Origin of the sequence: Variovorax gossypii (assembly GCF_003965815.1) — a bacterium.
In the GTDB taxonomy this organism is placed as follows: domain Bacteria; phylum Pseudomonadota; class Gammaproteobacteria; order Burkholderiales; family Burkholderiaceae_C; genus Variovorax; species Variovorax gossypii.
Window position 1 is genome coordinate 1 of sequence record NZ_RXOE01000009.1, and the last position, 23923, is coordinate 23923.

Annotated in this window: 21 protein-coding genes; 11 read left to right on the forward strand and 10 right to left on the reverse strand. The window is 68.4% G+C overall.

All coding sequences use genetic code 11. The features are described from left to right. Positions 1–35: 35 nt before the first annotated feature. On the reverse strand, positions 36–3155 hold the full coding sequence (locus EJP69_RS25125) for an efflux RND transporter permease subunit (RefSeq protein WP_093204480.1): 3120 nt from the start codon (positions 3153–3155) through the stop codon (positions 36–38). Positions 3156–3192: 37 nt separating this feature from the next. Next, a complete protein-coding gene (locus tag EJP69_RS25130; RefSeq protein WP_126472969.1) occupies positions 3193–4893 on the reverse strand; it encodes an efflux RND transporter periplasmic adaptor subunit in 1701 nt (566 codons plus the stop codon). Positions 4894–5151: 258 nt separating this feature from the next. On the opposite strand from EJP69_RS25130, the gene EJP69_RS25135 reads away from it, so the two are divergent. Genes EJP69_RS25135 through EJP69_RS25155 form a run of 5 tightly spaced genes read left to right on the forward strand, consistent with a single transcriptional unit; the run spans position 5152 to position 8883 of the window. Further along, on the forward strand, positions 5152–5673 hold the full coding sequence (locus EJP69_RS25135; protein WP_126472971.1) for a DUF6622 family protein: 522 nt from the start codon (positions 5152–5154) through the stop codon (positions 5671–5673). Between the two features lie 33 nt (positions 5674–5706). Beyond that, the gene (locus EJP69_RS25140) at positions 5707–6663 is read left to right on the forward strand and encodes a sterol desaturase family protein (protein ID WP_126472973.1); all 957 of its coding nucleotides are present in this window, start codon (positions 5707–5709) and stop codon (positions 6661–6663) included. After that, positions 6660–6959: a 2TM domain-containing protein gene (locus tag EJP69_RS25145; protein ID WP_093204472.1), complete on the forward strand. Its 300-nt coding sequence runs from the start codon at positions 6660–6662 to the stop codon at positions 6957–6959. The genes EJP69_RS25140 and EJP69_RS25145 overlap by 4 nt, the downstream gene beginning before the upstream one ends. Before the next feature lie 44 nt (positions 6960–7003). Continuing rightward, on the forward strand, positions 7004–8017 hold the full coding sequence (locus tag EJP69_RS25150; RefSeq protein WP_240652285.1) for a sensor histidine kinase: 1014 nt from the start codon (positions 7004–7006) through the stop codon (positions 8015–8017). A 29-nt stretch (positions 8018–8046) separates the two neighbouring features. Then, positions 8047–8883 (forward strand): LytR/AlgR family response regulator transcription factor, encoded by an 837-nt coding sequence (locus EJP69_RS25155; protein ID WP_126472977.1) that lies wholly within the window; start codon positions 8047–8049, stop codon positions 8881–8883. An 81-nt stretch (positions 8884–8964) separates the two neighbouring features. Here EJP69_RS25155 and EJP69_RS25160 read toward each other — a convergent pair whose 3' ends face one another. Next, complete coding sequence (locus EJP69_RS25160) at positions 8965–9312, reverse strand: hypothetical protein (protein ID WP_093204464.1); 348 nt, start codon at positions 9310–9312, stop codon at positions 8965–8967. A gap of 150 nt (positions 9313–9462) precedes the next feature. Between EJP69_RS25160 and EJP69_RS25165 the strand changes: the two genes are divergently transcribed. Then, entirely contained in the window at positions 9463–11280 is a 1818-nt protein-coding gene (locus tag EJP69_RS25165; protein WP_126472979.1) for a glutamine--tRNA ligase/YqeY domain fusion protein, read from the forward strand. Positions 11281–11304: 24 nt separating this feature from the next. Here the strand turns inward: EJP69_RS25165 and EJP69_RS25170 are convergent, their stop codons facing one another. After that, positions 11305–11613, reverse strand: a complete 309-nt coding sequence (locus EJP69_RS25170; RefSeq protein WP_126472981.1) for a hypothetical protein — start codon at positions 11611–11613, stop codon at positions 11305–11307. A gap of 89 nt (positions 11614–11702) precedes the next feature. Between EJP69_RS25170 and EJP69_RS25175 the strand changes: the two genes are divergently transcribed. The 3 genes from EJP69_RS25175 to EJP69_RS25185 are packed head-to-tail and all read left to right on the forward strand — an operon-like array spanning position 11703 to position 13591. After that, positions 11703–12272 carry a pseudouridine synthase gene (locus tag EJP69_RS25175; RefSeq protein ID WP_093204452.1) on the forward strand — a complete coding sequence of 190 codons (570 nt, stop codon included), beginning with the start codon at positions 11703–11705 and terminating at the stop codon, positions 12270–12272. 55 nt (positions 12273–12327) lie between these two features. Next, positions 12328–13245 (forward strand): M23 family metallopeptidase, encoded by a 918-nt coding sequence (locus tag EJP69_RS25180; RefSeq protein ID WP_126472983.1) that lies wholly within the window; start codon positions 12328–12330, stop codon positions 13243–13245. A 22-nt stretch (positions 13246–13267) separates the two neighbouring features. Beyond that, positions 13268–13591: a hypothetical protein gene (locus tag EJP69_RS25185; protein ID WP_126472985.1), complete on the forward strand. Its 324-nt coding sequence runs from the start codon at positions 13268–13270 to the stop codon at positions 13589–13591. Positions 13592–13601: 10 nt separating this feature from the next. On the opposite strand, the gene EJP69_RS25190 is transcribed toward EJP69_RS25185, so the two are convergent. The 4 genes from EJP69_RS25190 to EJP69_RS25205 form a co-directional block, all read right to left on the reverse strand. Then, the gene (locus EJP69_RS25190) at positions 13602–14537 is read right to left on the reverse strand and encodes a M14 family metallopeptidase (protein WP_126472987.1); all 936 of its coding nucleotides are present in this window, start codon (positions 14535–14537) and stop codon (positions 13602–13604) included. Between the two features lie 114 nt (positions 14538–14651). Continuing rightward, a complete protein-coding gene (locus tag EJP69_RS25195) occupies positions 14652–15629 on the reverse strand; it encodes an MBL fold metallo-hydrolase (RefSeq protein WP_126472989.1) in 978 nt (325 codons plus the stop codon). 94 nt (positions 15630–15723) lie between these two features. Next, positions 15724–16926: an ammonium transporter gene (locus EJP69_RS25200; RefSeq protein ID WP_126472991.1), complete on the reverse strand. Its 1203-nt coding sequence runs from the start codon at positions 16924–16926 to the stop codon at positions 15724–15726. Between the two features lie 152 nt (positions 16927–17078). After that, the gene (locus tag EJP69_RS25205) at positions 17079–18047 is read right to left on the reverse strand and encodes a LytTR family DNA-binding domain-containing protein (RefSeq protein ID WP_126472993.1); all 969 of its coding nucleotides are present in this window, start codon (positions 18045–18047) and stop codon (positions 17079–17081) included. A 166-nt stretch (positions 18048–18213) separates the two neighbouring features. On the opposite strand from EJP69_RS25205, the gene EJP69_RS25210 reads away from it, so the two are divergent. Then, positions 18214–19449, forward strand: a complete 1236-nt coding sequence (locus EJP69_RS25210; protein ID WP_126472995.1) for an acyltransferase family protein — start codon at positions 18214–18216, stop codon at positions 19447–19449. Here the strand turns inward: EJP69_RS25210 and EJP69_RS25215 are convergent. Continuing rightward, entirely contained in the window at positions 19364–19813 is a 450-nt protein-coding gene (locus tag EJP69_RS25215; RefSeq protein WP_093204435.1) for a PaaI family thioesterase, read from the reverse strand. The two genes, EJP69_RS25210 and EJP69_RS25215, sit on opposite strands and share 86 nt — an antisense overlap. Before the next feature lie 223 nt (positions 19814–20036). On the opposite strand from EJP69_RS25215, the gene EJP69_RS25220 reads away from it, so the two are divergent. Next, a complete protein-coding gene (locus tag EJP69_RS25220; RefSeq protein WP_126472997.1) occupies positions 20037–21686 on the forward strand; it encodes a DUF4139 domain-containing protein in 1650 nt (549 codons plus the stop codon). 18 nt (positions 21687–21704) lie between these two features. Here the strand turns inward: EJP69_RS25220 and EJP69_RS25225 are convergent, their stop codons facing one another. Then, on the reverse strand, positions 21705–23885 hold the full coding sequence (locus EJP69_RS25225; RefSeq protein ID WP_126472999.1) for a TonB-dependent receptor: 2181 nt from the start codon (positions 23883–23885) through the stop codon (positions 21705–21707). Positions 23886–23923: the final 38 nt, after the last annotated feature.

A 23923-nucleotide genomic window follows, 5' to 3' on the forward strand; every position in this document is an offset into this window, starting at 1 on the left:
TCGAAAAGCAAACCAGCCACAGGAGGCAATACAACTCAAACCGCCTCCTCCTCAATAACAACCCGCCGCGAACTCCCCCCACCCAGTCGATCAAACGCCAGATAAATAACAGGCGTAGTGAACAGAGTAAGCAGCTGACTGACGATCAACCCCCCAAAAATCGCCAACCCAAGAGGACGCCGCAACTCAGCCCCATCCCCAAAACTCAGCATCAGCGGCACAGCAGCAAACAGCGCCGCCAGGGTAGTCATCAAGATAGGCCGAAACCGCAACAAAGCAGCCTGATGAATAGCCTCCCGAGGAGACTTCCCCTGAGTCCTCTCAGCATCGATGGCGAAGTCGATCATCATGATCGCGTTCTTCTTCACGATGCCGATCAGCAGGATGATCCCGATGATCCCGATCACCCCCAGGTCGTTGCCGGTGATCATCAGCGCCAGCAGCGCCCCCACCCCCGCCGACGGCAGCGTGGACAGGATCGTCAGCGGATGCACATAGCTCTCGTACAGCACCCCCAGCACGATGTACACGCAGACCACGGCCGCAAGAATCAGCCACAGCTGGTTCGACAGCGACTTTTCATAGGCGCCGGAGGCCCCGAGGAAAGTCATCGTAAGGCTGCTCGGCAACCCGATCTCCTTCGCGGCGGCGCGAATCGCATCGACCGATGCGCCGAGCGAGACGCCCGGCGCGGTGTCGAAGTTCAGCGTGCTCGCCGGGTACTGCGCCACGTGCGTGATCTGCAGCGGCGCCTGCTGCTCCGAGATCTGGGCGATGGCCGACAGCGGCGTGGCCGTACCCGATCCGGCGATCAGGCTGAGCTGGCCCAGCGTCTGGGGCGTGTTCACCATGCCGGGCTGCGCCTCCAGGATCACCCGGTACTGGTTCGTCTCGGTGAAGATGGTCGAGACGATGCGCTGGCCGAAGGCGCTGTAGAGCGCGTCGTCCACGGTGCTCGCCGTGATCGACAGCCGCGCCGCGGTGTCGCGGTTCACGTTCACGAAGGCCGCGAGACCCTGCGCGCCGGCGTCGCTGCTCACGTTGCGCACCTTGCCCGACTCCTGCAGCTTCGCCACGAGCTTCTTCATCCACTCGGTGACGGCCGCGCTGTCGACGCCCTCGAGCGACATGCGGTACTCGGTGGGGCCGGTCTCGGCGTCGATGGTCAGGTCCTGCGTGGGCTGCAGGTAGAGGGTGACGCCCGCCACCTGCCGCACGCGCTCGCGCAGGCGGTCCATCACCTCCTGCTGGCTGTCGCGGCTTTTCGTCAGGTTGATGAGCATGCTGCCGGTGTGCAGCATGGTGTTGTTGGCGGCGTCCACGCCGACGAAGGAACTGAGGTTCTCGACCGCCGGGTCTTCCAGGATGGCCTGCGCCGCCTGCAGCTGCAGCTGCGACATGCGGTCGAAGGACACGTCCTGCGCGGCCTGCACGCGAGCCTGGAGCTGGCCGGTGTCCTGCGTGGGGAACAGGCCCTTCGGAATCGAGAGGTAGAGCACCACCGTCAACACCAGCGTCAGCAGCGCGACCAGCAGCGTGAGCGCCTGGTGATCGATCACCCAGTGCAGCGAACGGTCGTAGCGCACCATCACGCCGCTGAAGAAGCGCTGGGCGCGGGCGCCGAAGCCCTTGTCGGAGACCTGCTTCTTCTGCTCGTGCTTGAGCCAGCGCGCCGACATCATCGGCACCAGCGTGAGCGACACCACGGCGGAGATCAGGATGGTGATGGCCAGCGTCACCGCGAACTCGCGGAACAGGCGGCCCACCACGTCGCCCATGAAGAGCAGCGGAATCAGCACCGCAATGAGCGACACGGTCAGCGAGATGATGGTGAAGCCGATCTGCGTCGCGCCCTTGAACGCTGCCTGCAGGGGCTTCTCGCCCTCCTCGATGTAGCGCGCGATGTTCTCGATCATCACGATCGCGTCGTCCACCACGAAGCCGGTGGCGATGGTCAGCGCCATCAGGCTCAGGTTGTTGAGGCTGTAGCCCAGCAGGTACATCAGCCCGAAGGTGCCAATCAGCGAGATGGGCACCGCGACACTGGCGATGACGGTGGCGCGCAGGCTGCCCAGGAAGGCGAAGATCACCAGCACCACGAGCACCACGGCCAGCACCAGTTCCATCTCGACGTGCTCCACCGAGGCGCGGATGCCGGCCGTGCGGTCGCTCAGCACTTCGATCTTCAGCCCGGCGGGCAGGCCGGCCTGCAGCTCGGGCAGCTGCTTCTTGATGGCGTCGACGGTGGCGATCACGTTGGCGCCCGGCTGGCGCTGCACGTTCATGATGATCGCGGGCGACAGCTTGTTGGTGCCGTCGGCCTTGTTGCCGGCCCAGGCGGCGAGCTGGTTGTTCTCGGCGCTGTTGACCACCTGCGCCACGTCGACCATGCGGATCGGCGCGCCGTTCTTGTACGAGACGATCAGGTTCTTGTAGTCGTCGACCGTCATCAGCTGGTCGTTCGAATTGATCGTGTAGGCGCGCTTCGGTCCGTCGAAGCTGCCCTTGGCGCCGTTGGAGTTGGCCGCCGAGATGGCCGTGCGCAGCGTGTCCAGCCCGATGCCGTTGGCCGCCAGCGCCTGGGTGTTGGCCTGGATGCGCATCGCCGGGCGCTGCCCGCCGCTGAGCGACACCAGCCCCACGCCCGAGACCTGGCTGATCTTCTGCGCGAGCCGGGTGTTGACCAGGTTCTGCACGTCGGTGAGCGGCAGCGTGTCGGAGGTGATGGAAAGCGTGAGCACCGGCGCGTCGGCCGGATTGACCTTGGCGTACACCGGCGGCGCCGGCAGGTCGGCCGGCAGCAGCGAGCCGCCGGCGTTGATGGCGGCCTGCACTTCCTGCTCGGCCACGTCGAGCGTGAGGCCCAGCGAGAACTGCAGCGTGATGATCGACACGCCCGCAGCGCTGGTCGAGCTCATGCGGTCGAGCCCCGACATCTGGCCGAACTGGCGTTCCAGCGGCGCGGTGACGGTGTTGCTCATGACCTCGGGGCTGCCCCCTGGGTAGAGCGTCTGGACCTGGATGGTCGGGTAGTCGACCTGCGGCAATGCCGACAGCGGCAGGAAGCGGAACGCCACCAGGCCGGCCAGCACGATGGCGACCATCAGCAGCGAGGTCGCCACCGGCCGGAGGATGAACGGACGTGACGGACTCACCGGGAAGCCTCCGCGCGATTGCGTTCAGCGCCGCTCGTCATGGGCCGCGCCTGCCCTGCCCGCCTTCGCCGCGGCCTTCGGACATGCGCTGCCAGCGCTCCAGCGCCGCCGGGTCGCCGCGGTCCAGCGCCTCCAGGAAGCGCTTGCGGCGTTCGAGCTGTTCGGGGTTGTCTTTGGCCGAATCGAGCATGCGCTGGCGCTGCTCGGCGGTCGGGAGCTTTGCGGGGGCCGGGGCTGGTTCGGCCGGGGCCTGAGCCGCCGGCGCCGCTGGAGCAGCAGGAGCCGTTGCCGCCGACGGAGCAGCCGGGGCAGCGGGTGTTGCGCCAGCTGCCGCGGGAGCCGCCGGGGCCTGGCCCGGTGCCTCGCCCTTCGACCCCGCCGTACCGTTGGCACCGCCGGCGCCGCCGTGTCGGCGCCCGCCGCGCGCACCGCCGGCGGGTGCCGACGCCGCGCCGGCCGGCCGGTCGACCTGGGTCTGCACCCGCGCGCCGTCCTTCAGCCGGTCGCCGCCTTCGGTCACGACCTGCTCGCCGGCCTTCAGGCCGGACATGATCGCCACGTTGTCCACGCTCGATTCGCCGCGCGTCACCGGACGCTGGGACACCGTGCTGTCGTCGTTCAGCACGTATACGTAGTCGCCGTTGGGCCCGTGGCGCAGCGCCGTGACGGGCACGACCACCGCGCTGTTCACGGTGCGCAGCAGCAGCCGCAGGTTGACGAACTGGTTCGGGAACAGCGCGTTGTCGGCATTGGCGAAACGGGCCTTGGCCTTCACGGTGCCGGTGGCGGTGTCGACCATGTTGTCGAGCGTGGAGAAGGTGCCGTTCGCCAGCCGCCGCGTGCGCGTGCGGTCGAAGGCGGTGGCGTCGAGCTTCGCGCCCTGGCCCAGGCGCTCCTGCACCTCGGGCACGCGATCCTGCGGAATGGCGAATTCGACGTCGATGGGCGCGATCTGCGTGATGGTCGCCACGCCGTTGGTGGTGCCCGTGGAGATGTAGTTGCCCGCGTCCACCGGCCTCAGGCCGATGCGGCCGCTGGCCGGCGCGGTGATGCGGCTCCAGGCGAGGTTGAGCTTTGCGGTGTTCTCGTTGGCGCGGTCGATGGCCACCGTGCCCTCGAGCTGCTTGACCAGCGCGGCCTGGGTGTCCACGTCCTGCCGGGCGATGGAGTCCTGCCCCAGCAGGGTCTGGTAGCGCTGCAGCGTGACGCGCGCCGCCGCGAGCTGCGCCTCGTCGCGCTGCCGGGCGCCGGAGGCCTGGTCCAGCGCATTCTGGAAAGGCTGCGGGTCGATGGTGGCCAGCACGTCGCCCTTCTTGACCATCTGCCCTTCCTGGAAGAGCACGGAGGTGAGCACGCCCGACACCTGCGGCTGGACGACCACGTTGGCCAGCGGCGTGACGGTGCCCAGCGCCTCCAGTTGCACCGGAATGTCGGCCTGCCGGGCCGTGGCGATGCCGACGGTGCTGGAAGCCGCTCCGCCGCCGCCGCCGCGTCCGGGGCCCCCGGGACCGCCAGGGCCGCCCGGACCTCCGGGACCGCCCTGCCGGCCTCCGCCGGGGAAGCCCCCGGGGCCGGCCGCGGGCGTCTTCGAGCGCTGGATCAGGTACCAGGCGCTGCCGCCGAGCACCACGAGCAGCAGCAGGGTCAGCAGGCCGCCCACCCAGCGGCGCCTGCGCACTGTCGGATGTGTCGGAGACACGGTGGAAGGCAGCGGCTCGGTCGGTTTTTCTTGTTCCATGGACGGTGCGTGCGAAAGGTGCGGAAAGCGAACCAGCGTAGTACAGCGCGGAATGGTAGCCCCGCTCTTTGCTGCCCCGTAAAGGGGCGGTAAAGCTGTTCACCAGGCCTGCGCAATTCGCGCCGCCGGGCTGCAATTCGCGCCGCGTGCATGCATTCCGTCGCACGCCGGTGGCGGCTGCGGATGGGCGCCGGCACAGTCTGCTCCATCGATTCCAGTCCCCTTTCAGGATTCCTTCACCTTCCACGGAGTGCCGCCATGCTGATGCAGATCATCCTTCACACGCCCAAGTGGGTCTTCGCCGTGTTCTTCCTGCTGCTGTGGCTCGGCGCCCGGCAACTGCTCACCAACGAGGTGAGCCTGACCCGCGTGACGCTGATGCCCGTCGCCATGGGTGGCCTGTCGGTCTACGGCGTGGTTTCGGTCTTCGGCGACTCCTTCGGCGCCCTGCTCGGCTGGGCCGCCGCCGCGGCCGTGATGGCGGCACTGGTGCTGCAGCGCCCGCTGCCAGCCGCCACCCGCTACGACGCGGCCGCGCGCCAGTTCCAGGTGGCCGGCAGCCCGGTGCCGCTCATGCTCATGATGGGCATCTTCCTGACCAAGTACGTGGTCGGCGCCACGCTGGCCATGCACCCCGAAATGCGCCACCAGCCCGTCCTCGCCCTCGCGGTGCCCGTGCTCTACGGCGCTTTCACCGGTGTCTTCGTGGCCCGCGCCGTACGGCTGTGGAAGCTGGCCATCCGCACTGACGCTATGTCGGCCGCCGCCCGCGCCGCCTAATATTCCCGAGCCACGACTTCCCGGACCGCCGCCATGAACGCGCTCTTGCTGATCCTCAAGATCTCCGTCACGGTGGTGCTCGTCGCCTCCATCGCCGAAGCGCTGGTGCTGTCGTGGCGCAACGGCTGGCGCAGCTACGACTGGAAGGCCGCCGGCGTCTCGGTGTTCGACTTCCTGGTGCGCGAATACCCCCTGCGCTGGCTGCTGCCGCTGGCCTTCTGGACCGGGGCGATGGACTGGTTCTACGCCCACCGCCTCTTCACCCTGCCGATGGACCACTGGACCGGCTGGGCCGCCTGCTTCATCGGCCAGGAGTTCTGCTACTACTGGTATCACCGCGCGGCGCACCGGGTGCGCTGGTTCTGGTGCACCCACGCCATCCACCACTCGCCGAACCAGCTGAACCTGTCGGCCGCCTACCGCTTCGGCTGGACCGGCCGCCTCACCGGCACCCTGGCCTTCTTCATGCTGGCACCGCTGCTGGGCATGCCGCCCCGGGTGATCCTGCTGATGCTCACGCTGAACCTGCTGTACCAGTTCTGGATTCACGCGACCTGGATCCCGCGCCTTGGCCCGCTGGAATGGGTGCTGAACACCCCCTCGGCCCACCGCGTGCACCACGCCTCGAACCTGGAATACCTGGACGGCAACTACGGCGGCGTGCTGATCGTGTTCGACCGCCTGTTCGGCACCTACATTCCCGAGCGCGCCGACCTGCCCTGCCGCTACGGGCTGGTCAACCCGGTCACCACGCACAACATCCTGGAGATCGAGTTCGGCCAGTGGCGCGCGCTCTTTCGCGACCTCGCCTCGGCCCGCTCGGTGCGCGCCTTCGTCGGCTACCTCGTGAAGCCGCCGGGCTGGAAGCCCGACGGCCCCGGCGACACCACCGAGGAGCTGCGCCAGCGCGCTGCCCTGCAGGCGGTGCCGGCGGGGCAGCCTGCCGGCACCACCGATTTCCTTCCTGTCCAATACAAGGAGCTGTCATGACTTCCTACGCATCCTCCGATTCCTCCCGCTCCGACATCGAGCGCCTCGCCCGCCGCCGCGCCGGCGCCAAGATGGGCTGGTACATCCACGCCTTCGTCTACGTGCTGGTCAACGTCGGCCTCGTCACTATCTCGGCCGCCAACGGCCGCAGCTGGGCCATGTACCCGCTCATGGGCTGGGGCCTGGGCCTGCTGATCCATGGCGCCGTGGTCTGGTTCATCGCTCCCGGCGGTGGCTTCTACGACCGGCTGGTGGAGCGCGAGCGCCGCGCGCTGGGGGGCCGGGACCGGGGATGAGTTCTACGCCGCCAGGCCGCTTCCGCGCGGAAAACATCCGGGACATGCTTCGGCATGGCCTGATCACCGCCGTCTTCTGCTGCCTCATCGCCATCGCAATGACCATCACCGGCGGCGAGAACTGGGCCGGTCATCTGGTCTATTCGCTGGCGATCGGGATGGTCAGTTGGCTGTTCATCGACACGGGGCGGCTCCTGCTCAGCGGGGCCAGTGAAACCCACTGGCCGAACTGGCCCTGGGGCTTCATGCTGATCGCGCTCGGCGTGGCCGTCGGCTTCTTCGTCGGCAACCTCATAGGCGACGCCGTGTTCGGCGCTCCCCGGTTCGACTTCCTCGACATCAGGGGCCACAAGCTGGCCACCGGCGTCACGATCACCATCATCGCGACCGTCGGCATGTGCTTCTTCTTCTACAGCCTCGGCAAGAGCAAGCACATGCAGAGCCAGATCGAGCTGGCCCAGCGCAACGCCACCGAGGCGCGGCTGAAGCTGCTCGAGACGCAGCTGGAGCCGCACATGCTCTTCAACACGCTGGCCAACCTGCGGGTGCTGATCACCGTCGACCCGCCGCGCGCCGTGGCCATGCTCGACCGGCTCAACAGCTACCTGCGCATGACGCTGAGCGGCTCGCGCGCGCTCTCGCATCCGCTGTCGGCCGAGTTCGAGCGGCTGGGCGACTACCTGGAGCTGATGTCGGTGCGCATGGGCGCGCGCCTGCGCTACACGCTCGACCTGCCGCAGGAGCTGCGCGACGCGCCGGTGCCACCGCTGCTGCTTCAGCCGCTGGTGGAGAACAGCATCCGCCACGGCCTGGAGCCGAAGGTGGAAGGCGGAGAGATCGTCGTGCGTGCGCGTACGGAAGCCGGCCAGCTGGTGATCGAGGTGAACGACACCGGCGTGGGCCTCGGCGCGGCGCCGCCCTCGGAAGGCAGCGGCTTCGGGCTGGAGCAGGTGCGCGAGCGGCTCGCCACCGTCTACGGCGCGCAGGGCCGCATGAGCATCGGGCCCTCGCCTTCCGGCGGTACCAGCACCACGCTGAGCTTTCCGGCATCCGCCTGAATGCGAACACACCACAAAACAACGACAAGATGACCAACCCTACCGCCCTCATCGCAGAAGACGAGCCCCTGCTCGCGCAGGCCCTCAAGGCCGAACTGGCCTCCGCATGGCCCGAGCTGCAGATCGTCGCCACGGCAGGCGATGGCCGTAGCGCGGTGCGCGAGGCCCTGCGGCTGCTGCCCCAGGTGCTTTTCTTCGATATCCGCATGCCCGGCCTCGACGGCCTCGGCGCCGCCGCCGAACTGGCCGACTGCTGGCCCGCCGACGAAGCGCCCATGCCGCAGCTGGTGTTCGTGACGGCCTACGACGAATACGCCGCCCGCGCCTTCGAGGCCCAGGCCATCGACTACGTGCTCAAGCCGGTGCAGCCCGAGCGCCTGCGCAAGACCGTGGGCCGGCTGCAGCAGGCGCTGGCAGCCAGGCAGCCGGCGCCCTCCACGCCGGCCCTGGCCGACGCGGCGCTGGAACAGACGCTCGCCCAGTGGCGCCAGGTGCTGGGCGCGGCAGGAGCCGGAGCGGCCTCGGCCACGCCCGCTCCGCTGCGCATGATCGCCGCGAGCGACGCCGGCGGCAGCACCGTGCGCATGGTGCCGATCGACGAAGTGCTGTATTTCGAGGCAGCCGACAAATACCTGCGCGTGCTGACCGCCACGCACGAATACCTGATCCGCACGCCGCTGAAGCAACTGCTGCCCCAGCTCGACGCCGACACCTTCTGGCAGGTGCACCGGGCGGTGGTGGTGCGCAGTTCGGCCATCGAATCGGTGCACCGCGACGAGGCCGGCAAGCTGCACCTGATGCTGCGCGGGCGGGCCGAGAAGATTCCGGTCAGCCGGCTGTACGCCCATCTTTTTCGCGCCATGTGAAATCGGGCGGGCGAGCGCCCAAAGAAAAAGCCGGCCCTTTCAGGGCCGGCTTTTTCATTCAGTCACGAATGCCGTTGCGTTTTAGCGCCAGTGGCCGTGGCCATGACCGCGGTAGTAGCCGCGACCGTAGTAGCGCGGGCCGTAATAGGCCGGCGGGCCGTAGTAGACCGGGGCCGGACGGTAATACACCGGCGGCGGGCGGTAGTAGACCGGCGGCGGCGGTGCGTAATAGACGGGGGCCGGCGGCACGTAGACCGGGGCCGGGTAGTAGGCCGGGCTGCCCACGCCCACTGCCACGCCTGGAACGCCGACGCCGATCGACCAGCTCACGTCGCTGCGGGCGCTGGCCGAAGTGGCGGCGAACAATGCACCGGCTGCCACGGCGCCTGCGGCGGCCCACTTGAAAAAGGTTGAACGTGTGAAGCTCATGATCCTGCACTCCTTGTTTGGTCGGGCTGCGTTCGGGTCTGAACCGCCCATGTGATGTATTGAACGCGGCAAATGCAAAGAGGGTGCACTCGGCATTGTGAAGAAAGTTGCCAAAGGTAACCCATAAGGGGTGACCCCTAAAATGCAACGATGACCTCCCCGACCGACAAAAACGGTACCAAAACGACCGCCGCTCCGAGCAATTTCCTGCGCCACGTGATCGAGAACGACCTCGCACAGGGTGCCTATTCTGGCCGCAAGTGGGGCGGATCGCCCGGCAACGCCGCTCATCATGCGCAGGGCATGGCCGACCCGGCCAAGGTGCGCATGCGCTTTCCGCCCGAGCCCAACGGCTACCTGCACATCGGCCACGCCAAGAGCATCTGGCTCAACTTCGAGCTGGCCAAGGAATACGGCGGCGTCAGCCACCTGCGCTTCGACGACACCAACCCCGAAAAGGAAGACCAGGAATACGTCGACTCCATCCGCGACGCGGTGAAGTGGCTCGGCTACGAGACCTACCTGGCCGACCGCCCCAGCGCCCCCGGCACGCTGCAGCCGCACGAATACTTCGCCAGCAACTACTTCGACTTCATGTACGAAGCCGCCGAATACCTCATCGGCGCCGGCCTGGCCTACGTCGACGAGCAGACCGCCGATGAAGTGCGCGCGAACCGCGGCGACTTCAACACGCCCGGCACCGACAGCCCCTTCCGCACCCGCACGCCCGAGGAAAACCTCGCGCGCTTCCGCGCCATGCGCGACGGCCAGGTGGCCGACGGCGCCGCCATCCTGCGCGCCAAGATCGACATGGCCAGCACCAACATCAACATGCGCGACCCCGCGCTGTACCGCGTGCGCCGGGCCCACCACCACAACACGGGCGACAAGTGGTGCATCTACCCGATGTACACCTACGCGCACCCCATCGAGGACGCGCTGGAGCAGATCACCCACAGCATCTGCACGCTGGAGTTCGAAGACCAGCGCCCCTTCTACGACTGGCTGCTCGACCGTCTCGCCGAAGGCGGCCTCATCGCCAGCCCGCACCCGCGCCAGTACGAATTCGCACGCCTGAACGTGACCCACGTGCTCACCAGCAAGCGCAAGCTGCGCCAGCTGGTCGAAGAGAAATACGTCGACGGCTGGGACGACCCCCGCATGCCCACCATCGCCGGCCTGCGCCGCCGCGGCTACACGCCCGAGGCGCTGCGCCTGTTCTGCGAACGCAGCGGCACCACCAAGTCGGGCGGCTGGATCGACTACGCCAGCCTCGAGGCAGCGCTGCGCGACACCCTCGACCCCGTCGCACCGCGCGCCATGGCCGTGCTCGACCCGGTCAAGCTGGTCATCACCAACTGGGGCGAGCTGATGGGCGGTGACGACGCGCTCGACTCGTGCTCGGCCCCGGTGCACCCGCACCACCCCGAGATGGGCCACCGCGAGTTCAAGCTCGGCCGCGAAGTCTGGATCGAGCGCACCGACTACGAGGAAGTGCAGCCCAAGGGCTTCTTCCGCCTGTTCCCCGGCAACAAGGTGCGGCTGAAGTACGGCCACGTCATCGAATGCATCGGCGGCACCAAGGACGCCGACGGCAAGCTCGTCGAAGTGCAGGCCAGGCTGGTGCCCGACACCAAGAGCGGCACGCCCGGCGCCGACGCGATCAAGGTGAAGGGCAACATCACTTGGGTGGCCGCCGCCGACGCGGTGCAGGCCGAAGTGCGGCTCTACGAGCGCCTGTTCGCCGAAGCCCAGCCGGGCAGCGGCGAACTGCTGGAAGAGCTGAACAAGCAGAGCCTGGAAGTGTGCTCGGCCTTCGTCGAGCCCTCGCTGGCCAAGGCAGAGCCCGGCGTCGGCATCCAGTTCGAGCGGCACGGCTACTTCGTGCTCGACGCGAAGGCCAGCAGCATCGTCGGCAAGCCGGTGTTCAACCGCGCGGCCGGCATGCGGGACAGCTGGGGCAAGTAAGCCCCGCCCGCTGTCTCTCTGTCTCTATTCGGGCCGCTTGTAGACCACCCCGATCACCGCGCTGTTCTCGTCGGTGGTGCACACGGCGGATCGTCCCTGCGGTCCGACCTTCAGGTTGATCGTGTAGACGCCGTCGCGCGGCGTCGTGCCCTTGTCGGCGACGATGCTGCCCGGCGGCACCCTGAGTTCGCGCGCGGCCGCGGTCACGCAGTTCTTCACGCTGGCCTCGGGCGCGCCGCCCACGCGGATGCCCGGGCTGTTGCATGCCGCCAGCAGAAGGCCGGCCACGGCCGCCGTGCACGCGAGTTGGATGGAGCTACGCATCGTCGTCATACCGGATTCCCCTGTGTCATGAACCAGTCGATTGGAGCCGCCGCAGCCTCCGGAGGTTGCAGGACAGACCCGGGCTATCCTGTCGGCACATGAATCGTCCGAGCCCTTCTTCTCGTTCCTCTTCTTCCTCCCGGCTGATCCGCTTCAACAAGCCTTACGGCGTGCTCAGCCAGTTCACGCCCGAGGGCCGCTGGCGCGGCCTGAAGGAGTTCATCGACATTCCGGGCGTCTATGTCGCCGGCCGGCTCGACGCCGACAGCGAGGGGCTTCTGCTACTCACCGATGACGGCAAGCTGCAGGCCCGTATCGCCGATCCGCGCTTCAAGATGGAGAAGATCTACTGGGTGCAGGTCGAAGGCGAGCCCGGCGAAGAGGCGCTCGACTCGCTGCGCAACGGCGTGCAGCTCAACGACGGCCCCACTCTCCCCGCGCGGGCGCGGCTGCTCGACCCGCCGCCCGAGGTGTGGGAGCGCCAGCCGCCCATCCGCGAGCGCAAGAGCATTCCCACTGCCTGGATCGAACTGGCGATCCGCGAAGGGCGCAACCGCCAGGTTCGGCGCATGACGGCCGCCGTGGGGCTGCCCACGCTGCGGCTGATCCGCGCCGCGATCGGACCCCACACGCTCGACGGACTGGCGCCCGGAACCTGGCGCGAATAGCGCCGCAACAGACAGACCGCACGGCCTTCATCCGAACCATTCACGTCTTCCTCTCATGAAGCAAACGCACTCTTCCTTCCCCGCTCCCGCGAACCTCGATCGACGCAGCGTCATGCTCGGCACCATCGGCCTGCTTGCCGCGCTGCCCGCCGCGCACGCCAGCGCCGCAGCCCAAGCCAAGGCATCGAAGAAGCAACCCGCGCCAGCCCCCGAGGTATGGCCGCGCGCATCGCAGGTGCCGGGCGGCGTGGCCCGCCTGTCGCTGGGCCCGTCGGCGAAGCGGCCCCAGGCCTTCGCGGGCGACATCCCCCTGCTGGTGCTCGGCGACGCCATCGAATGGACCGCGCTGACCGGCATTCCCCTCGCCGCCGAACCCGGCGAGGCCGGCATCACGGTGCGCGCCGAAGGCAAGCCCGAGCGCCAGATCGCCTACACGGTCGCCCCGAAGCAATACCGCGAACAGCGCCTCACAGTGGCCCCGCGCACCGTCGACCTGTCGCCCGAGGACGAGGCGCGCTATGTCAAGGAGCGCGACCACCTCACCGGCGTGATGGCCACCCTCACCGACATGCGCCCCGACACCGTGCTGAAGATGCGCGTGCCGGTGCCCGGCCGCCGCTCCAGCTCCTTCGGCCTGCGCCGCGTGTTCAACGGCCAGTCGCGCAATCCGCACAGCGGAATGGACATCGCCGCCGGCACCGGCACGCCGGTGCTCGCGCCGCTGCCCGGCAAGGTGATCGACACGGGCGACTATTTCTTCAACGGCGGCACCGTCTGGCTCGACCACGGCGGCGGCCTGCTGACCATGTATTGCCACCTGAGCCGCATCGACGTGAAGGTCGGCGACGTGATGAAGACCGGCGAGCAGCTCGCCGCCGTGGGCGCGACCGGGCGGGTGACGGGGCCGCACCTGCACTGGTCTGTGATGCTGAACCGGGCGATGGTGGATCCGGCGTTGTTCATTGCGGCCTGAGGCCGTCAGCCCGAGTTCGACGATGACTGCCCGCACCGTCTTCACCGAAGACTGCCTCGACACGTCGATCCAGTCCGGCGAGCGGCGCAACATCCTCGCCCTACTCAACGAACGCCTGCACCCTGCCCTGCAGGCCATCGTCGCGGCCGAAGTCTCGGCGGGCAACCGCGTGCGCGACGCCAACGTCGACTGGCCCGACCCCGGGTCGGTGCACGTCACGCTGGCAAGACGATTCGACGGGCGCCATGCCAATGCTGAGGCCGTCTTCAGCCTCTGCAACGACCCGCACTACTGGCATGCGGACTACAGCACCGCGAACGAGCCGCGGCACCTGCTGATCTGCTAAGCGTCCAGCCTCAGATCGGCTTGGTCAGATACACCGCCTCGCGCCCCACGATCGCGCGCTGGGCCGGCATGAAGATCGTGCAGTCGTCGCACAGCGCACGAATCTCTTCGCCGCCATTGGTCGCGATCAGCTCGCCCTTGGCGAAGGTCTCGAAGCCGATGAGCGGGCGCACGAAGGCGAAGTCGGGCGACTTGATGACGAAGGTCTGCAGCAGCTGGAAGCGCCGCTGCGGCTCGGCCGGCGGGGTGGCCGGGTCCTTGTCGACGAGGCCGAAGTAGGCGAGGAAGTCGTAGGTGACGGCGGTGGCCAGGTCGGAGGCCGAGCGCAGGAAATGCTGGCCGCACTCGACCACCATCGCCACGCCCTTGCCGTCGGGGCCGCCGTGGCTGCCGTACTGGATGAGCGGCGTGCCCGAGCCCAGGCCGTCGGGCATCACGAGGTGCACCGAGGGGCGGCCGATGGCCAGCGCGACCTTGGCGTTGCGCTCGAAGCCCGGGTACACCCAGAAAGGCACCACGGGCTGGCTGGTCGAGTGGATGTCGAGGATGTGGTCTGCCGCCTCGACCACCGGGCGCAGGATACGCGCGCGGCTGAGTTCGGGGCTGTCCTCGGTGCCGTCGAGCCATTCGGGCGACCAGATGCGGTTGAGGTTGTGCACGAGCTGCCGGCTGTCGAAGGGCAGCGCCTCGTTGAAGGATTCGTACGCGGCCACGTTGGCGAAGCTCACGGTGAGCGTGCCGATCTTCGGGCGCACATTGTTGTCGAGCAGGTGCGTGGCGGCCGTCATGCCGCAGATCTCGTTGCCGTGCGTGAGCGCGTTGATCAGCACGTGCGGGCCGGGCTTGCCGGACTCGAAGCGGTGCACGTAGTCGACGCCCACGTTGCCCTTGCGGTAGGCGGAAAGATCGCGCGGGAGGACTTCGAGGGCGGGGGGAGCTTGGGTCATGGGGCGAATGGTTGAAGCGAAGCGACCGGCAAGTTTGCTACAGGGCGCGCGTTCGCGCCCGCCCGCGCGGCAACACCGGCGCGCGACGCTCAACCTTCCTTCACCCCGGGCCGGCTATCGAATCTGCTGGTAGTCCACCGGCACCCAGACGTAGCCCTTGCCCTCGGCCCGCACGTGGCCCAGCCCCGGGAACGGCAGGTGCGCGCTGCCCACCAGGTAGCGGCCCTTGGCCGCATCGGCGTACGCCTTCTTGCGCTCGGCCGCCGCCGGCTTGGAGTCGACGTCGAAGGAAATGGTGATCTGCGGCTGCGCGAACTGCACCGCGGCCACGTGCATCAGGTCGCCCCACAACACCAGCTTCTGGCCCTTGGACTCGACGACGTAGATGTTGTGGCCGGGCGTGTGGCCGTGGGCGGGCACGGCCCTGATGCCGGGCGCCAGCTCGGTGCCGCCCTTCATGCCCTTGAACTTGCCGGCTTCCACGTAGGGGTTCAGCGAGGCCATCGCGCCCTGGAAGAAGCCCTTCATCTCGGCCGAGGCCTTCTCCAGGTTGGCCTTGTTCAGCCAGAAGTCGGCGTCTTCCTGTCCGGCGTGGATGGTGGCGTTGGGGAACACCAGCTTGCCGTCCTGCACCAGGCCACCGACGTGGTCGCCGTGCATGTGGGTGATGAGCACGTCGTCGACCTGGTCGGGCTGGTAGCCCGCTGCCTTGAGGTTGGCCTGCAGGTTGCCGAGCGTGGGGCCGAAGAGGCCGCCGGCACCGGTGTCGACCAGCACGAGCTTGCTGCCGGTGTTGATGAGGTAGCCGTTCACCGAAGTGGGCACGGCGTCCTTCTCGAAGCCCCGGTCGAGCAGCTTGCCGACCTGTTCCTGGGTGGTGTTGGTGAGCAGCTTCTTGGGTTCGAGGTCGAGGGTGCCGTCGAAGAGCGCCGTCACCTCGAAGTCGCCGAGCATCATGCGGTAGAAGCCCGGCGCCTGGGTCTTGACCTGCGGCGCGCCGGCCAGCGCCGTGGAAGAAAACGAAAGCATCAGCAGGCTGCCGGCCAGCGCGGCGATGCCTTTGCGCAGCCAGCGAGCGGGTGTTGTTGTCATGGTTCGGCTCCTCGGTGGTTTGAAGGGGCGCCGAGAATAGCCGAGGCAGGCCGGCCCTGCAGGGCGCCTGCCTACCACCCGCTTACCCACCCGCCTACCAGTTGACCTCGCGCTCCGGCGTGGCCGAGATGTGGTGGATCGACAGGTCGGCGCCGTCGTATTCCTCCTCCTGCGACAGCCGCAGTCCCGCCACCGCCTTCAGTGCGCCGTACACCGCCGCACCGGCCAGCGCCGCCCAGGCCACACCCATGACGGTGCCGATGAGCTGCGCCCACACGTTCACGCCGCCGATGCCGCCCAGCGCCTGCGTGCCGAAGATGCCGGCCGCGATGCCGCCCCAGGTGCCGCACAGGCCGTGCAACGGCCACACGCCCAGCACGTCGTCGATCTTCCATTTGTTCTGCGTAAGCGTGAACAGCTTGACGAAGATGCCGCCCGCCACGCCGCCCACCACCAGCGCGCCCAGCGGGTGCATCAGGTCGGAGCCGGCGCACACGGCCACCAGGCCGGCGAGCGGGCCGTTGTAGACGAAGCCCGGGTCGTTCTTGCCCATGGCCAGCGCCACCAGCGTGCCGCCCACCATCGCCATCAGCGAGTTGACGGCCACCAGGCCGGAGATCTTGTCGATGCTCTGCGCGCTCATCACGTTGAAGCCGAACCAGCCCACGCACAGCACCCAGGCGCCGAGGGCCAGGAAGGGAATGTTCGACGGCGGATGCGCGCTCAGCGAGCCGTCGCCCCTGTAGCGGTTGCGCCGCGCGCCCAGCAGCAGCACCGCCGGCAGCGCCAGCCAGCCGCCCAACGCGTGCACCACCACCGAGCCCGCGAAGTCGTGGAACTCGTGGCCGGTGAGCGAGGCGATCCATTCCTGGATGCCGAAGTGCTTGTTCCAGGCGATGCCCTCGAAGAGCGGATAGACGAAGCCGACGATCACCGCCGTGGCGATCAGCTGCGGCCAGAACTTGGCGCGCTCGGCGATGCCACCCGAGATGATGGCCGGAATGGCCGCGGCGAAGGTCAGCAGGAAGAAGAACTTCACGAGCTCGTAGCCGCTCTTTGCCGACAGTTCGGTGGCGCTCACGAAGAAATGCGTGCCGTAGGCCACGCCGTAGCCCACCAGGAAATACACGATGGTCGAGACCGAGAAGTCGACCAGGATCTTCACCAGCGCATTGACCTGGTTCTTCTTGCGCACGGTGCCGAGTTCGAGAAAGGCAAAGCCGGCGTGCATGGCCAGGACCATGATGGCGCCGAGAAGGATGAACAGCGCATCTGCGCCCTGTTTGAGTGCGTCCATTGGAGCTTCTTGCGGATTTTTGGTTTGAATTGGTGCGCCGCACCCGAATCAACCAGCGCGGCCGGCCAATGAAGCAAAAATGGTGCCAAAAAGCTCTCTGATGGTGCGAAATGAACCAATAACGGGCCACTCACGGCCCGTCGCGCACCGGATCAGGCCGCGCCGATACCCGTGCGCAGGGCGTCCCGGTAGCGCCGGCTGCACGGCACGGTGGTGCCGTCGTGCATGTGCAGCCGGGCGTCGCCGCCGTCCAGCGGCTCGATTTCCTTGATGCGCCCCAGGTTCACCGCATGGCTGCGGTGCACGCGCGCGAAGAGCGCGGGGTCGAGCTGGGTCAGGAAGTCGGTCAGGGTGGAGCGCAGCAGGTAGTCGTGGCCGTTGACGTGCAGGCCGACGTAGTTGCCCTCGGCCTGGAGCCAGTCGATGTCGGTGGCGGCGATGAGGAATTCGCGGCGCAGCTTGCGCACCAGGAAGCGCTCGGGGCGCGCGGGCGGCGGTGGCGGTGACGGCGGAGGCTGGGGTGCTTCCGGCATCGAGGGTTCGAAACCCTCCGGTTCCGCCAAAGCCGGAGCCGGGGCCGGAGGTGGCATCGCCACGCCCTCCTCCGGCGCGTCGAGCACCCGCGCCTCGCCCTGCAGGCGCAGCAGGAACAGCCGGTAGGCCCAGATGCCGAAGACGATGCTCACGTACACCCGCACGTCCTTCAGGTACTCGTAGCTCCACTGGCCGGCCCAGCCCCAGAAGTCGTAGCGTTCCCCCGCCATGGCATAGACCAGCGCCCGCAGCCCGAACATGCCGACCACGTGGGCTACGCTGAACACCACGCTCGCCACCAGGTGCAAGCCCAGGAAGCGCGGCAGATGGGTGCGCGCCAGCGGCGACAGCCGGCGCTCGACGGCCGCCAGCACGGGCACCAGCAGCAGCAACACCAGGTGGCTCGACCCTTCCCAGGTCGCGACCTCCCAGTTGGGCCGGGGCACGGCCCGGGTGCGCATGTCGACGATCGCCACCATCGTGCTGAACACGGCCTGAAGGCTCATCAGCACGATCCAGAAAGCCACCTCCAGCGGCCGGCGGATCGGTGCATAGCGCTCGTACAGATTCTTGCGGGGGTCTCCCATGCGGGGAATTCTCGCGAAAACGGGCCCCAGGGCCGGCTTTTTCGTCCCGGATTTCATCCCCGCCTGCCACCGCTCGTCACAAAGCGCGGGCGATCCGTCCCCTGGCCGCGCCATGCGGGGGCGGCCGGGCCGAGCATGGCGGCCTTCCCGCTTCGAGGAACCGCCCATGACCGCCGCCCCCACCCCGCCCGACCACCGCCGCCACGACATCGACGCCCTGCGCGCGCTGGCCTTCCTCTTCGTCATCCTCTATCACGTGGGCATGTACTACGTGGCCGACTGGCCCTGGCACCTCAAGAGCCCGCACGCGGCCGAATGGCTGCAATGGCCGATGCGCGTCCTGAACCTGTGGCGCATGGACCTGGTCTTTTTGATCTCGGGCGTGTCGCTCGGCTTCCTGAGCCGGGGCCAGGGCACATGGGGACTGCTGCGCAGCCGGGGCCAGCGGCTGATGCTGCCGCTGGTCTTCGGCATGGCTGTGATCGTTCCCTACCAGGCCTACGCGCAGGGCGTGGCCAACGGGCTGGTCGCGCCGGGCTTCGGCGCCTTCCTGCTGCGCTACCTGTCGATGGCCCAGCCCTGGCCGAAACAGGCCTTCGACGGCGCGGAGTTCGGCATCACGTGGAACCACCTCTGGTACCTGCCCTACCTTTTCACCTACACGGCGCTGGTCGCGCTGACGCTGCCGCTGTGGAATTCGGCCGCCGGCCAACGGGTGCGCCGCGCCTTCAACGGCCTGCGCGGCTGGAAGCTGCTGCTGTTGCCGGTGGTGCCGCTGCTGATCTTCACGATGCTGCTGGCCTCACGCTTTCCGGCCACGCACGACCTGGTGCGCGACTTCCACCTGCACAGCCTCTACTTCACGATGTTCCTCTACGGCTACTGGATGGGCGTGGATACCGGCGTGTGGAAGGAACTGGAGCGGCTGCGCCGCGTGTCGCTCGCGCTGGCGGTCGCGGTGATCGCCACCTTCATCGCGCTGCGCGCAGGCGTGAAGCCCCCGCCCTCGGGCCTGCTGATGGACACCCTGCGCACGCTCTACCTGTGGCTGGCCGTCGCGACCATCCTCGGCCACGGCCACCGTTATCTGAACCGCCCGTGGCCCTGGCTGCGCTGGGCCAACGAGTCGGTGTACCCGTGGTACGTGCTGCACCAGACGCTGATCATCGTCGGCGTGAGCCTGCTGGCGCCGCTCGCGCTCGGCCCGGTGATCGAGCCCGCGCTGCTGGTGGCGCTGACGCTGCTCGGCTGCTGGCTGCTGACGGACGGGCTGATCCGCCGCACCAACCTGCTGCGTCCGCTCTTCGGGCTGAAGCTCAGGCGGCGGCCGCTGGCTTCTTCGGCGCCGAAGCAGGCTCTTCGACCGGAACAAGGATTGCGTTCCCCGTCGCCACGAGCTTGAGCGCATCGGCGCCCTCGCCGTCACCCTGCGCATAGAGCTCGGCCACCGCGAACACCTGCTTGCGCCCGGCCTTCACCACCCGCCCGCGCGCCACGAACGCACGCCCGATGGCCGGCGAAATGCAGTTCACCGAGAAATGCGAAGCCAGCACGCGGCCCGCCACTGTGGCGGCCGCGTAACCGCTCACGGTGTCGAGCATCGCGCCGATCATTCCGGCGTGCAGGAAGCCGGCGTACTGGCCCATGTCCTCCTCGCGCCAGTTCATGCGCAGTTCCGCTTCGCCGTTGGCGGCGCTGGTGACTTCGAAGCCGGCCCAGCGGTTGAAGGCGGCGGTCTTGTTGATGGCCTGGATGGTGTCGAGCATGGCTGTGTGTCCTTGTCCTGGGTTGGTGGAAAGACGATGCGGCCACTCTATGAAGCACACCCGGCATCCGCCGTCGCGCGCGCGACCGGAAACGCCGCGGCGGTTGCATTGGCGACAGCGCCGCCGGGCTGCGTGAAATTTTTTTGACGATGCCTTAACCCCGTTCGCCGGGGTCGCCCGTATGAGCAGGGGTCATTCATCACCTTCGCTCCAAAGGCACTCCATGAAAGCATCGACTTCCGCCCTTCTCCGCGCAACCGCCGGCGCCGCCGTGCTGCTGGTCCTGAGCCTCAGCGCCCAGGGACAGGCCGCAACGCCGCAGGCCCCGGCAGCGGCCGATTCGCGCATCACGCAGGTCAAGGTCTACCCGGGCAGCGCCACCGTGGAGCGCGTGGCGCGTGTCGCGGCCGGCGCCCGGTCGGTCACCTTCGCCTGCCTGCCCGCGGGCCTGGACGTGCAGAGCCTGCAGGTGTCGGCCGATGCCTCGGTGCGCATCGGCGAGACCTCGGTGCTCAGCGAGCAGCGCGAACTCTCCGCGCGATGCTCGACCAGCCCGCTCGACGGCCGCATCCGCGAGCTGGAAGACCAGAAGGCCGCCCTGCAGGCGGAGACCGACGCGCTCGGCATGGTCACCGGCTACCTCAAGGGGCTGGCAGGCGGCAGCGATGCCACTTCAGGCGCTCGCGCACCGATGGACGCGCGCAACCTCGCCGCGATGACCGAGGCCATGCGCCGCACCGGGCAGGACTCGCTGCTCAAGCAACACCAGATCCAGCGCAGGCAGGCCGAGATCGACCGCCAGCTCAACCCGCTGCTGGCCGAACGCACGCGCACCCAGGGCAACGGCGGCCAGGTGACGGCCGTGACTGTGACGCTGGCCGCGGGCGCCGATGCCGACGTGAAGCTCAGCTACCAGGTCAACGGCCCTGGCTGGACGCCCACCTACCGCGCGCTGCTCGACACCACCACGCGCAAGGTGCGCATCGAGCGCCAGGCGCTGGTGGCGCAGTCCACGGGCGAAGACTGGCGCGGCGTGAAGCTGGTGCTTTCCACCGGCCAGCCGCGCCGCGAGACCACCGGCCGCCTGCCCACGGCATGGCGCATCGGCATCGAGCCGCCGCCGCGTCCGGCGGCCGAGATGGCCTACCCCGCCGCGCCGGCAGCGGCCATGGCGCCATCGCCCATCATGGCCAGCAAGTCCATGGACAGCCGCGAGCGCCGGGCGGAGCCGCTGTTCGACGTGAGCGTGTTCGACAGCAGCTTCGCCACCGAGTTTTCGGTGCCGCAGGCCATCGACGTGCCATCCAACGGCCAGCGCGTGACCATGGCGCTGGGCCAGCACGAAGACACGGCCAAGCTCGCCGCCCGCACCAGCCCGCGCGTGGACGCCAGCGCCTTCCTCGTCGCCGAACTCGACCAGCCCGCCGGCGTGTGGCCCGCCGGCACCATGCAGCTCTACCGCGACGGCGCCTTCGTGGGCAGCGGCCGGTGGAATGCACCGAGCGACGCGCGCCTGACGCTCTCCTTCGGCCGCGACGAACTGGTGCGCGTGCAGGCCGAGCCCGAACGCGACAACCAGGGCACCGGCGGCTTCGCCGGCTCGCGCGCCGAGCGCAAGGTGCAGCGCGCCTACGTGGTCGAGAACCGCCACCGCACGCCGGTCACGGTGCAGGTGCTCGAGGCCGCCCCGGTGTCGGTCGACGAGAAGGTGCGCGTGGCTTCGGAGTTCTCGCCGCAGCCCGCCGAGCTGGCCTGGAAAAAGCAGCCCGGCCTGGCCATGTGGCAGCTCGACCTGGCGGCCGGCCAGACCGCACGCGTGACGGCCGACTACACCATCGGCTATCCGAAGGACGCGCGCCTGCAGATGCGCTGAGCGGGCACTTTCAGAAGTTCAGAAGTCGAACTTGGCCGACAACTCGAAGGTACGCCGCGGCGCCAGCAGCACCTGACTGGTCGCGCGGCCGGCCCAGGTGGCGTAGAGCTTGTCGGTCAGGTTGCGCACGCGGAAGCTCAGCAGCACGTTCTGCAAGCGGTAGCTCACCGCCGCATCGAGCGTGGTGAAGCCGTTGATGCGGATCTGGTTGGCGTTGTCGGTGTACATGCGGCCCGTGTGGTTGAGCGAGGCGAAGTACTCGAACTTCGACCCGTCGGGCCGATAGGTGGCGAACAGGTTGGCCACACGCTCGGGCACGTTGGGCGGCGTCTTGCCCACGCGCGAGACGCCGCCGGCCTCGATCAGCGTGTCGTAGCGCGCGTCGAGCGCGGCGAGGTTGCCGGCCAGCGTCCATTCGCGCGTCGGACGCCACACGGTCGAGAGCTCGATGCCGCGCGAGGACTGGCGCCCGTTGTTCACGGTGTTGCGGGCGTCGTTGGGGTCGCGCGAGAGCACGTTGTCGAGCGCGATCTTGTAGGCGGCGGCCGTCCACTCCAGGTTCGCCTCGGGAATGCTCTGCTTGAAACCCACCTCGGCCTGCTTGCCGCGCGACATCGGAAAAGCCGCGTTGGAAGCCGAGAGCAGGAACAGCGAGTTCACCGGCAGCGTGGCGTTGGTGTACTGCGCATACACGCTCGACTGCGGCGTGATGTCGTACACCGCGCCGATGCGGCCCGAGGTCGAACGGTAGCTGGCGCCGAAGCGTGTGTAGCTGCCCAGGTTCAGGTCGGCGATGCCGCGCTCCACCTCGGTGCGGTCGTGGCGCAGGCCACCCACCAACGTGAGGTTGCGCAAGGGCTTCAGCGCATCTTCCACGAAGACCGAGCTCACCTTCACGTTCGCGCTGGTGTTCGTGCGGTTGCCGGCACCCGTGCTGAGCGCGGGGTTCTCATTGAACGGCGCGAGGTACGGGTCGAACACCGGCACGCGCAGCAGGCTGGCGGTGGCGGCGCTGCTGTCGGAGAAGCGGCGCTGGCTGCCGAAGCGCGTCTCGCTGTATTCGCCGCCGACGACGAAGCGGTTCTCCATGCCGCCCAGCGTTCCCTTGTGGGTGGCGTCGAAGCGGTTCAGCCAGAAGTCCTGGTCGTGCGTGATCAGCGTCTGGTCGCGCGCGATGTTGGCCGGCGCCACGAACACCGCGCTCTCGGAGTTGCGGAACACGCGGTTCGCCCTGTTGGCCGAGAACTCGTTGCGCCACGACCAGCCGCCGTCGAGCTGGCCCGTGAGGCGCGCGCGCAGCCAGTAGGTTTCCGACGAATTCCTGTCGTCGGGCACGTTGTAGTTGTTGCGGATCAGGCGCCGGTCGATCACGCGGCCGTCGGGCGTGCTGACCACGTTCGTCGGCTGCGTGGCAAAGCTGGCCGGCACCAGCGGCGTGCCCCAGTAGGCCTGGTTGTCGTCGCGCAGGTAGTCGAAGGAAAGGTCCAGTTTCACCGAGCCGCCGAAGTCGACCATCAGGCCGCTGGTGAAGTGATCGATGCGCTCGCCGTTGCGGGCGATGGTGCCGACCTTCGTGTCGTTGCGGCTGTAGTCCAGCCGGTAGGCGCTCGCGTCGCCCAACGCGCCGCCGAAGCCGAAGGCAGCGCGGGTGGAGCCGTAGCTGCCGTACGAAAGCAACGCCTCCTTGTTCGGATTGCTGCGGTCGGGCCGCTTGGTCACGAAGTTGACGACGCCGCCGATGGCGCCCTCGCCGTCGATCACCGAGGCCGGGCCTTTCAGCACCTCGATGCGCTCGTAGTTCCAGGTGTCCTGCACGCGGTTGGTCACGCCCGCGCCGGAGCTGCGCACGCCGTCGTAAAGGTACTGCAGGCTGGTGAAGCCGCGCGTGGACAGCGTGGTCGGCGACGACGGCGGACCGCCGCCGGTGAGACCCGTCATGCCGCGCAGCGCCTCGCTGAAGGTGCGCGCGCCGCGCTGCTGGATGGCGTCCTGCGTGAGGATCTCGACCGAGGCCGGCGTCTCGCGCACCGAAAGCCCCAGGCGCGAGGCGGTGCCGCTCGATTCGCCCAGATGCAGGCTGTTGGCCTCGCGGCTGCCCTCGACGGTGACGGTGCCGAGCTCCGCGCCCTCCTGCGCGTACGAAGCCTGGAATGCGCTGACGGCGGCCGCCGCCATGGCCGTGCGGATGAACATGGTCATTGGATTGCTTGCTCTGAATTGCAATGAGGAAAGAAAAC

Coding starts and splice junctions, on each gene's coding strand:
- EJP69_RS25200 (WP_126472991.1), bottom strand. CDS start 16,926: ATGGACGCACTCAAACAGGGCGCAGATGCGCTGTTCATCCTTCTCGGC.
- EJP69_RS25195 (WP_126472989.1), bottom strand. CDS start 15,629: ATGACAACAACACCCGCTCGCTGGCTGCGCAAAGGCATCGCCGCGCTG.
- EJP69_RS25145 (WP_093204472.1), top strand. CDS start 6,660: ATGACTTCCTACGCATCCTCCGATTCCTCCCGCTCCGACATCGAGCGC.
- EJP69_RS25205 (WP_126472993.1), bottom strand. CDS start 18,047: ATGGGAGACCCCCGCAAGAATCTGTACGAGCGCTATGCACCGATCCGC.
- EJP69_RS25185 (WP_126472985.1), top strand. CDS start 13,268: ATGACTGCCCGCACCGTCTTCACCGAAGACTGCCTCGACACGTCGATC.
- EJP69_RS25190 (WP_126472987.1), bottom strand. CDS start 14,537: ATGACCCAAGCTCCCCCCGCCCTCGAAGTCCTCCCGCGCGATCTTTCC.
- EJP69_RS25130 (WP_126472969.1), bottom strand. CDS start 4,893: ATGGAACAAGAAAAACCGACCGAGCCGCTGCCTTCCACCGTGTCTCCG.
- EJP69_RS25160 (WP_093204464.1), bottom strand. CDS start 9,312: ATGAGCTTCACACGTTCAACCTTTTTCAAGTGGGCCGCCGCAGGCGCC.
- EJP69_RS25140 (WP_126472973.1), top strand. CDS start 5,707: ATGAACGCGCTCTTGCTGATCCTCAAGATCTCCGTCACGGTGGTGCTC.
- EJP69_RS25210 (WP_126472995.1), top strand. CDS start 18,214: ATGACCGCCGCCCCCACCCCGCCCGACCACCGCCGCCACGACATCGAC.
- EJP69_RS25135 (WP_126472971.1), top strand. CDS start 5,152: ATGCTGATGCAGATCATCCTTCACACGCCCAAGTGGGTCTTCGCCGTG.
- EJP69_RS25180 (WP_126472983.1), top strand. CDS start 12,328: ATGAAGCAAACGCACTCTTCCTTCCCCGCTCCCGCGAACCTCGATCGA.
- EJP69_RS25150 (WP_240652285.1), top strand. CDS start 7,004: ATGCTTCGGCATGGCCTGATCACCGCCGTCTTCTGCTGCCTCATCGCC.
- EJP69_RS25165 (WP_126472979.1), top strand. CDS start 9,463: ATGACCTCCCCGACCGACAAAAACGGTACCAAAACGACCGCCGCTCCG.
- EJP69_RS25170 (WP_126472981.1), bottom strand. CDS start 11,613: ATGACGACGATGCGTAGCTCCATCCAACTCGCGTGCACGGCGGCCGTG.
- EJP69_RS25215 (WP_093204435.1), bottom strand. CDS start 19,813: ATGCTCGACACCATCCAGGCCATCAACAAGACCGCCGCCTTCAACCGC.
- EJP69_RS25155 (WP_126472977.1), top strand. CDS start 8,047: ATGACCAACCCTACCGCCCTCATCGCAGAAGACGAGCCCCTGCTCGCG.
- EJP69_RS25220 (WP_126472997.1), top strand. CDS start 20,037: ATGAAAGCATCGACTTCCGCCCTTCTCCGCGCAACCGCCGGCGCCGCC.
- EJP69_RS25225 (WP_126472999.1), bottom strand. CDS start 23,885: ATGACCATGTTCATCCGCACGGCCATGGCGGCGGCCGCCGTCAGCGCA.
- EJP69_RS25175 (WP_093204452.1), top strand. CDS start 11,703: ATGAATCGTCCGAGCCCTTCTTCTCGTTCCTCTTCTTCCTCCCGGCTG.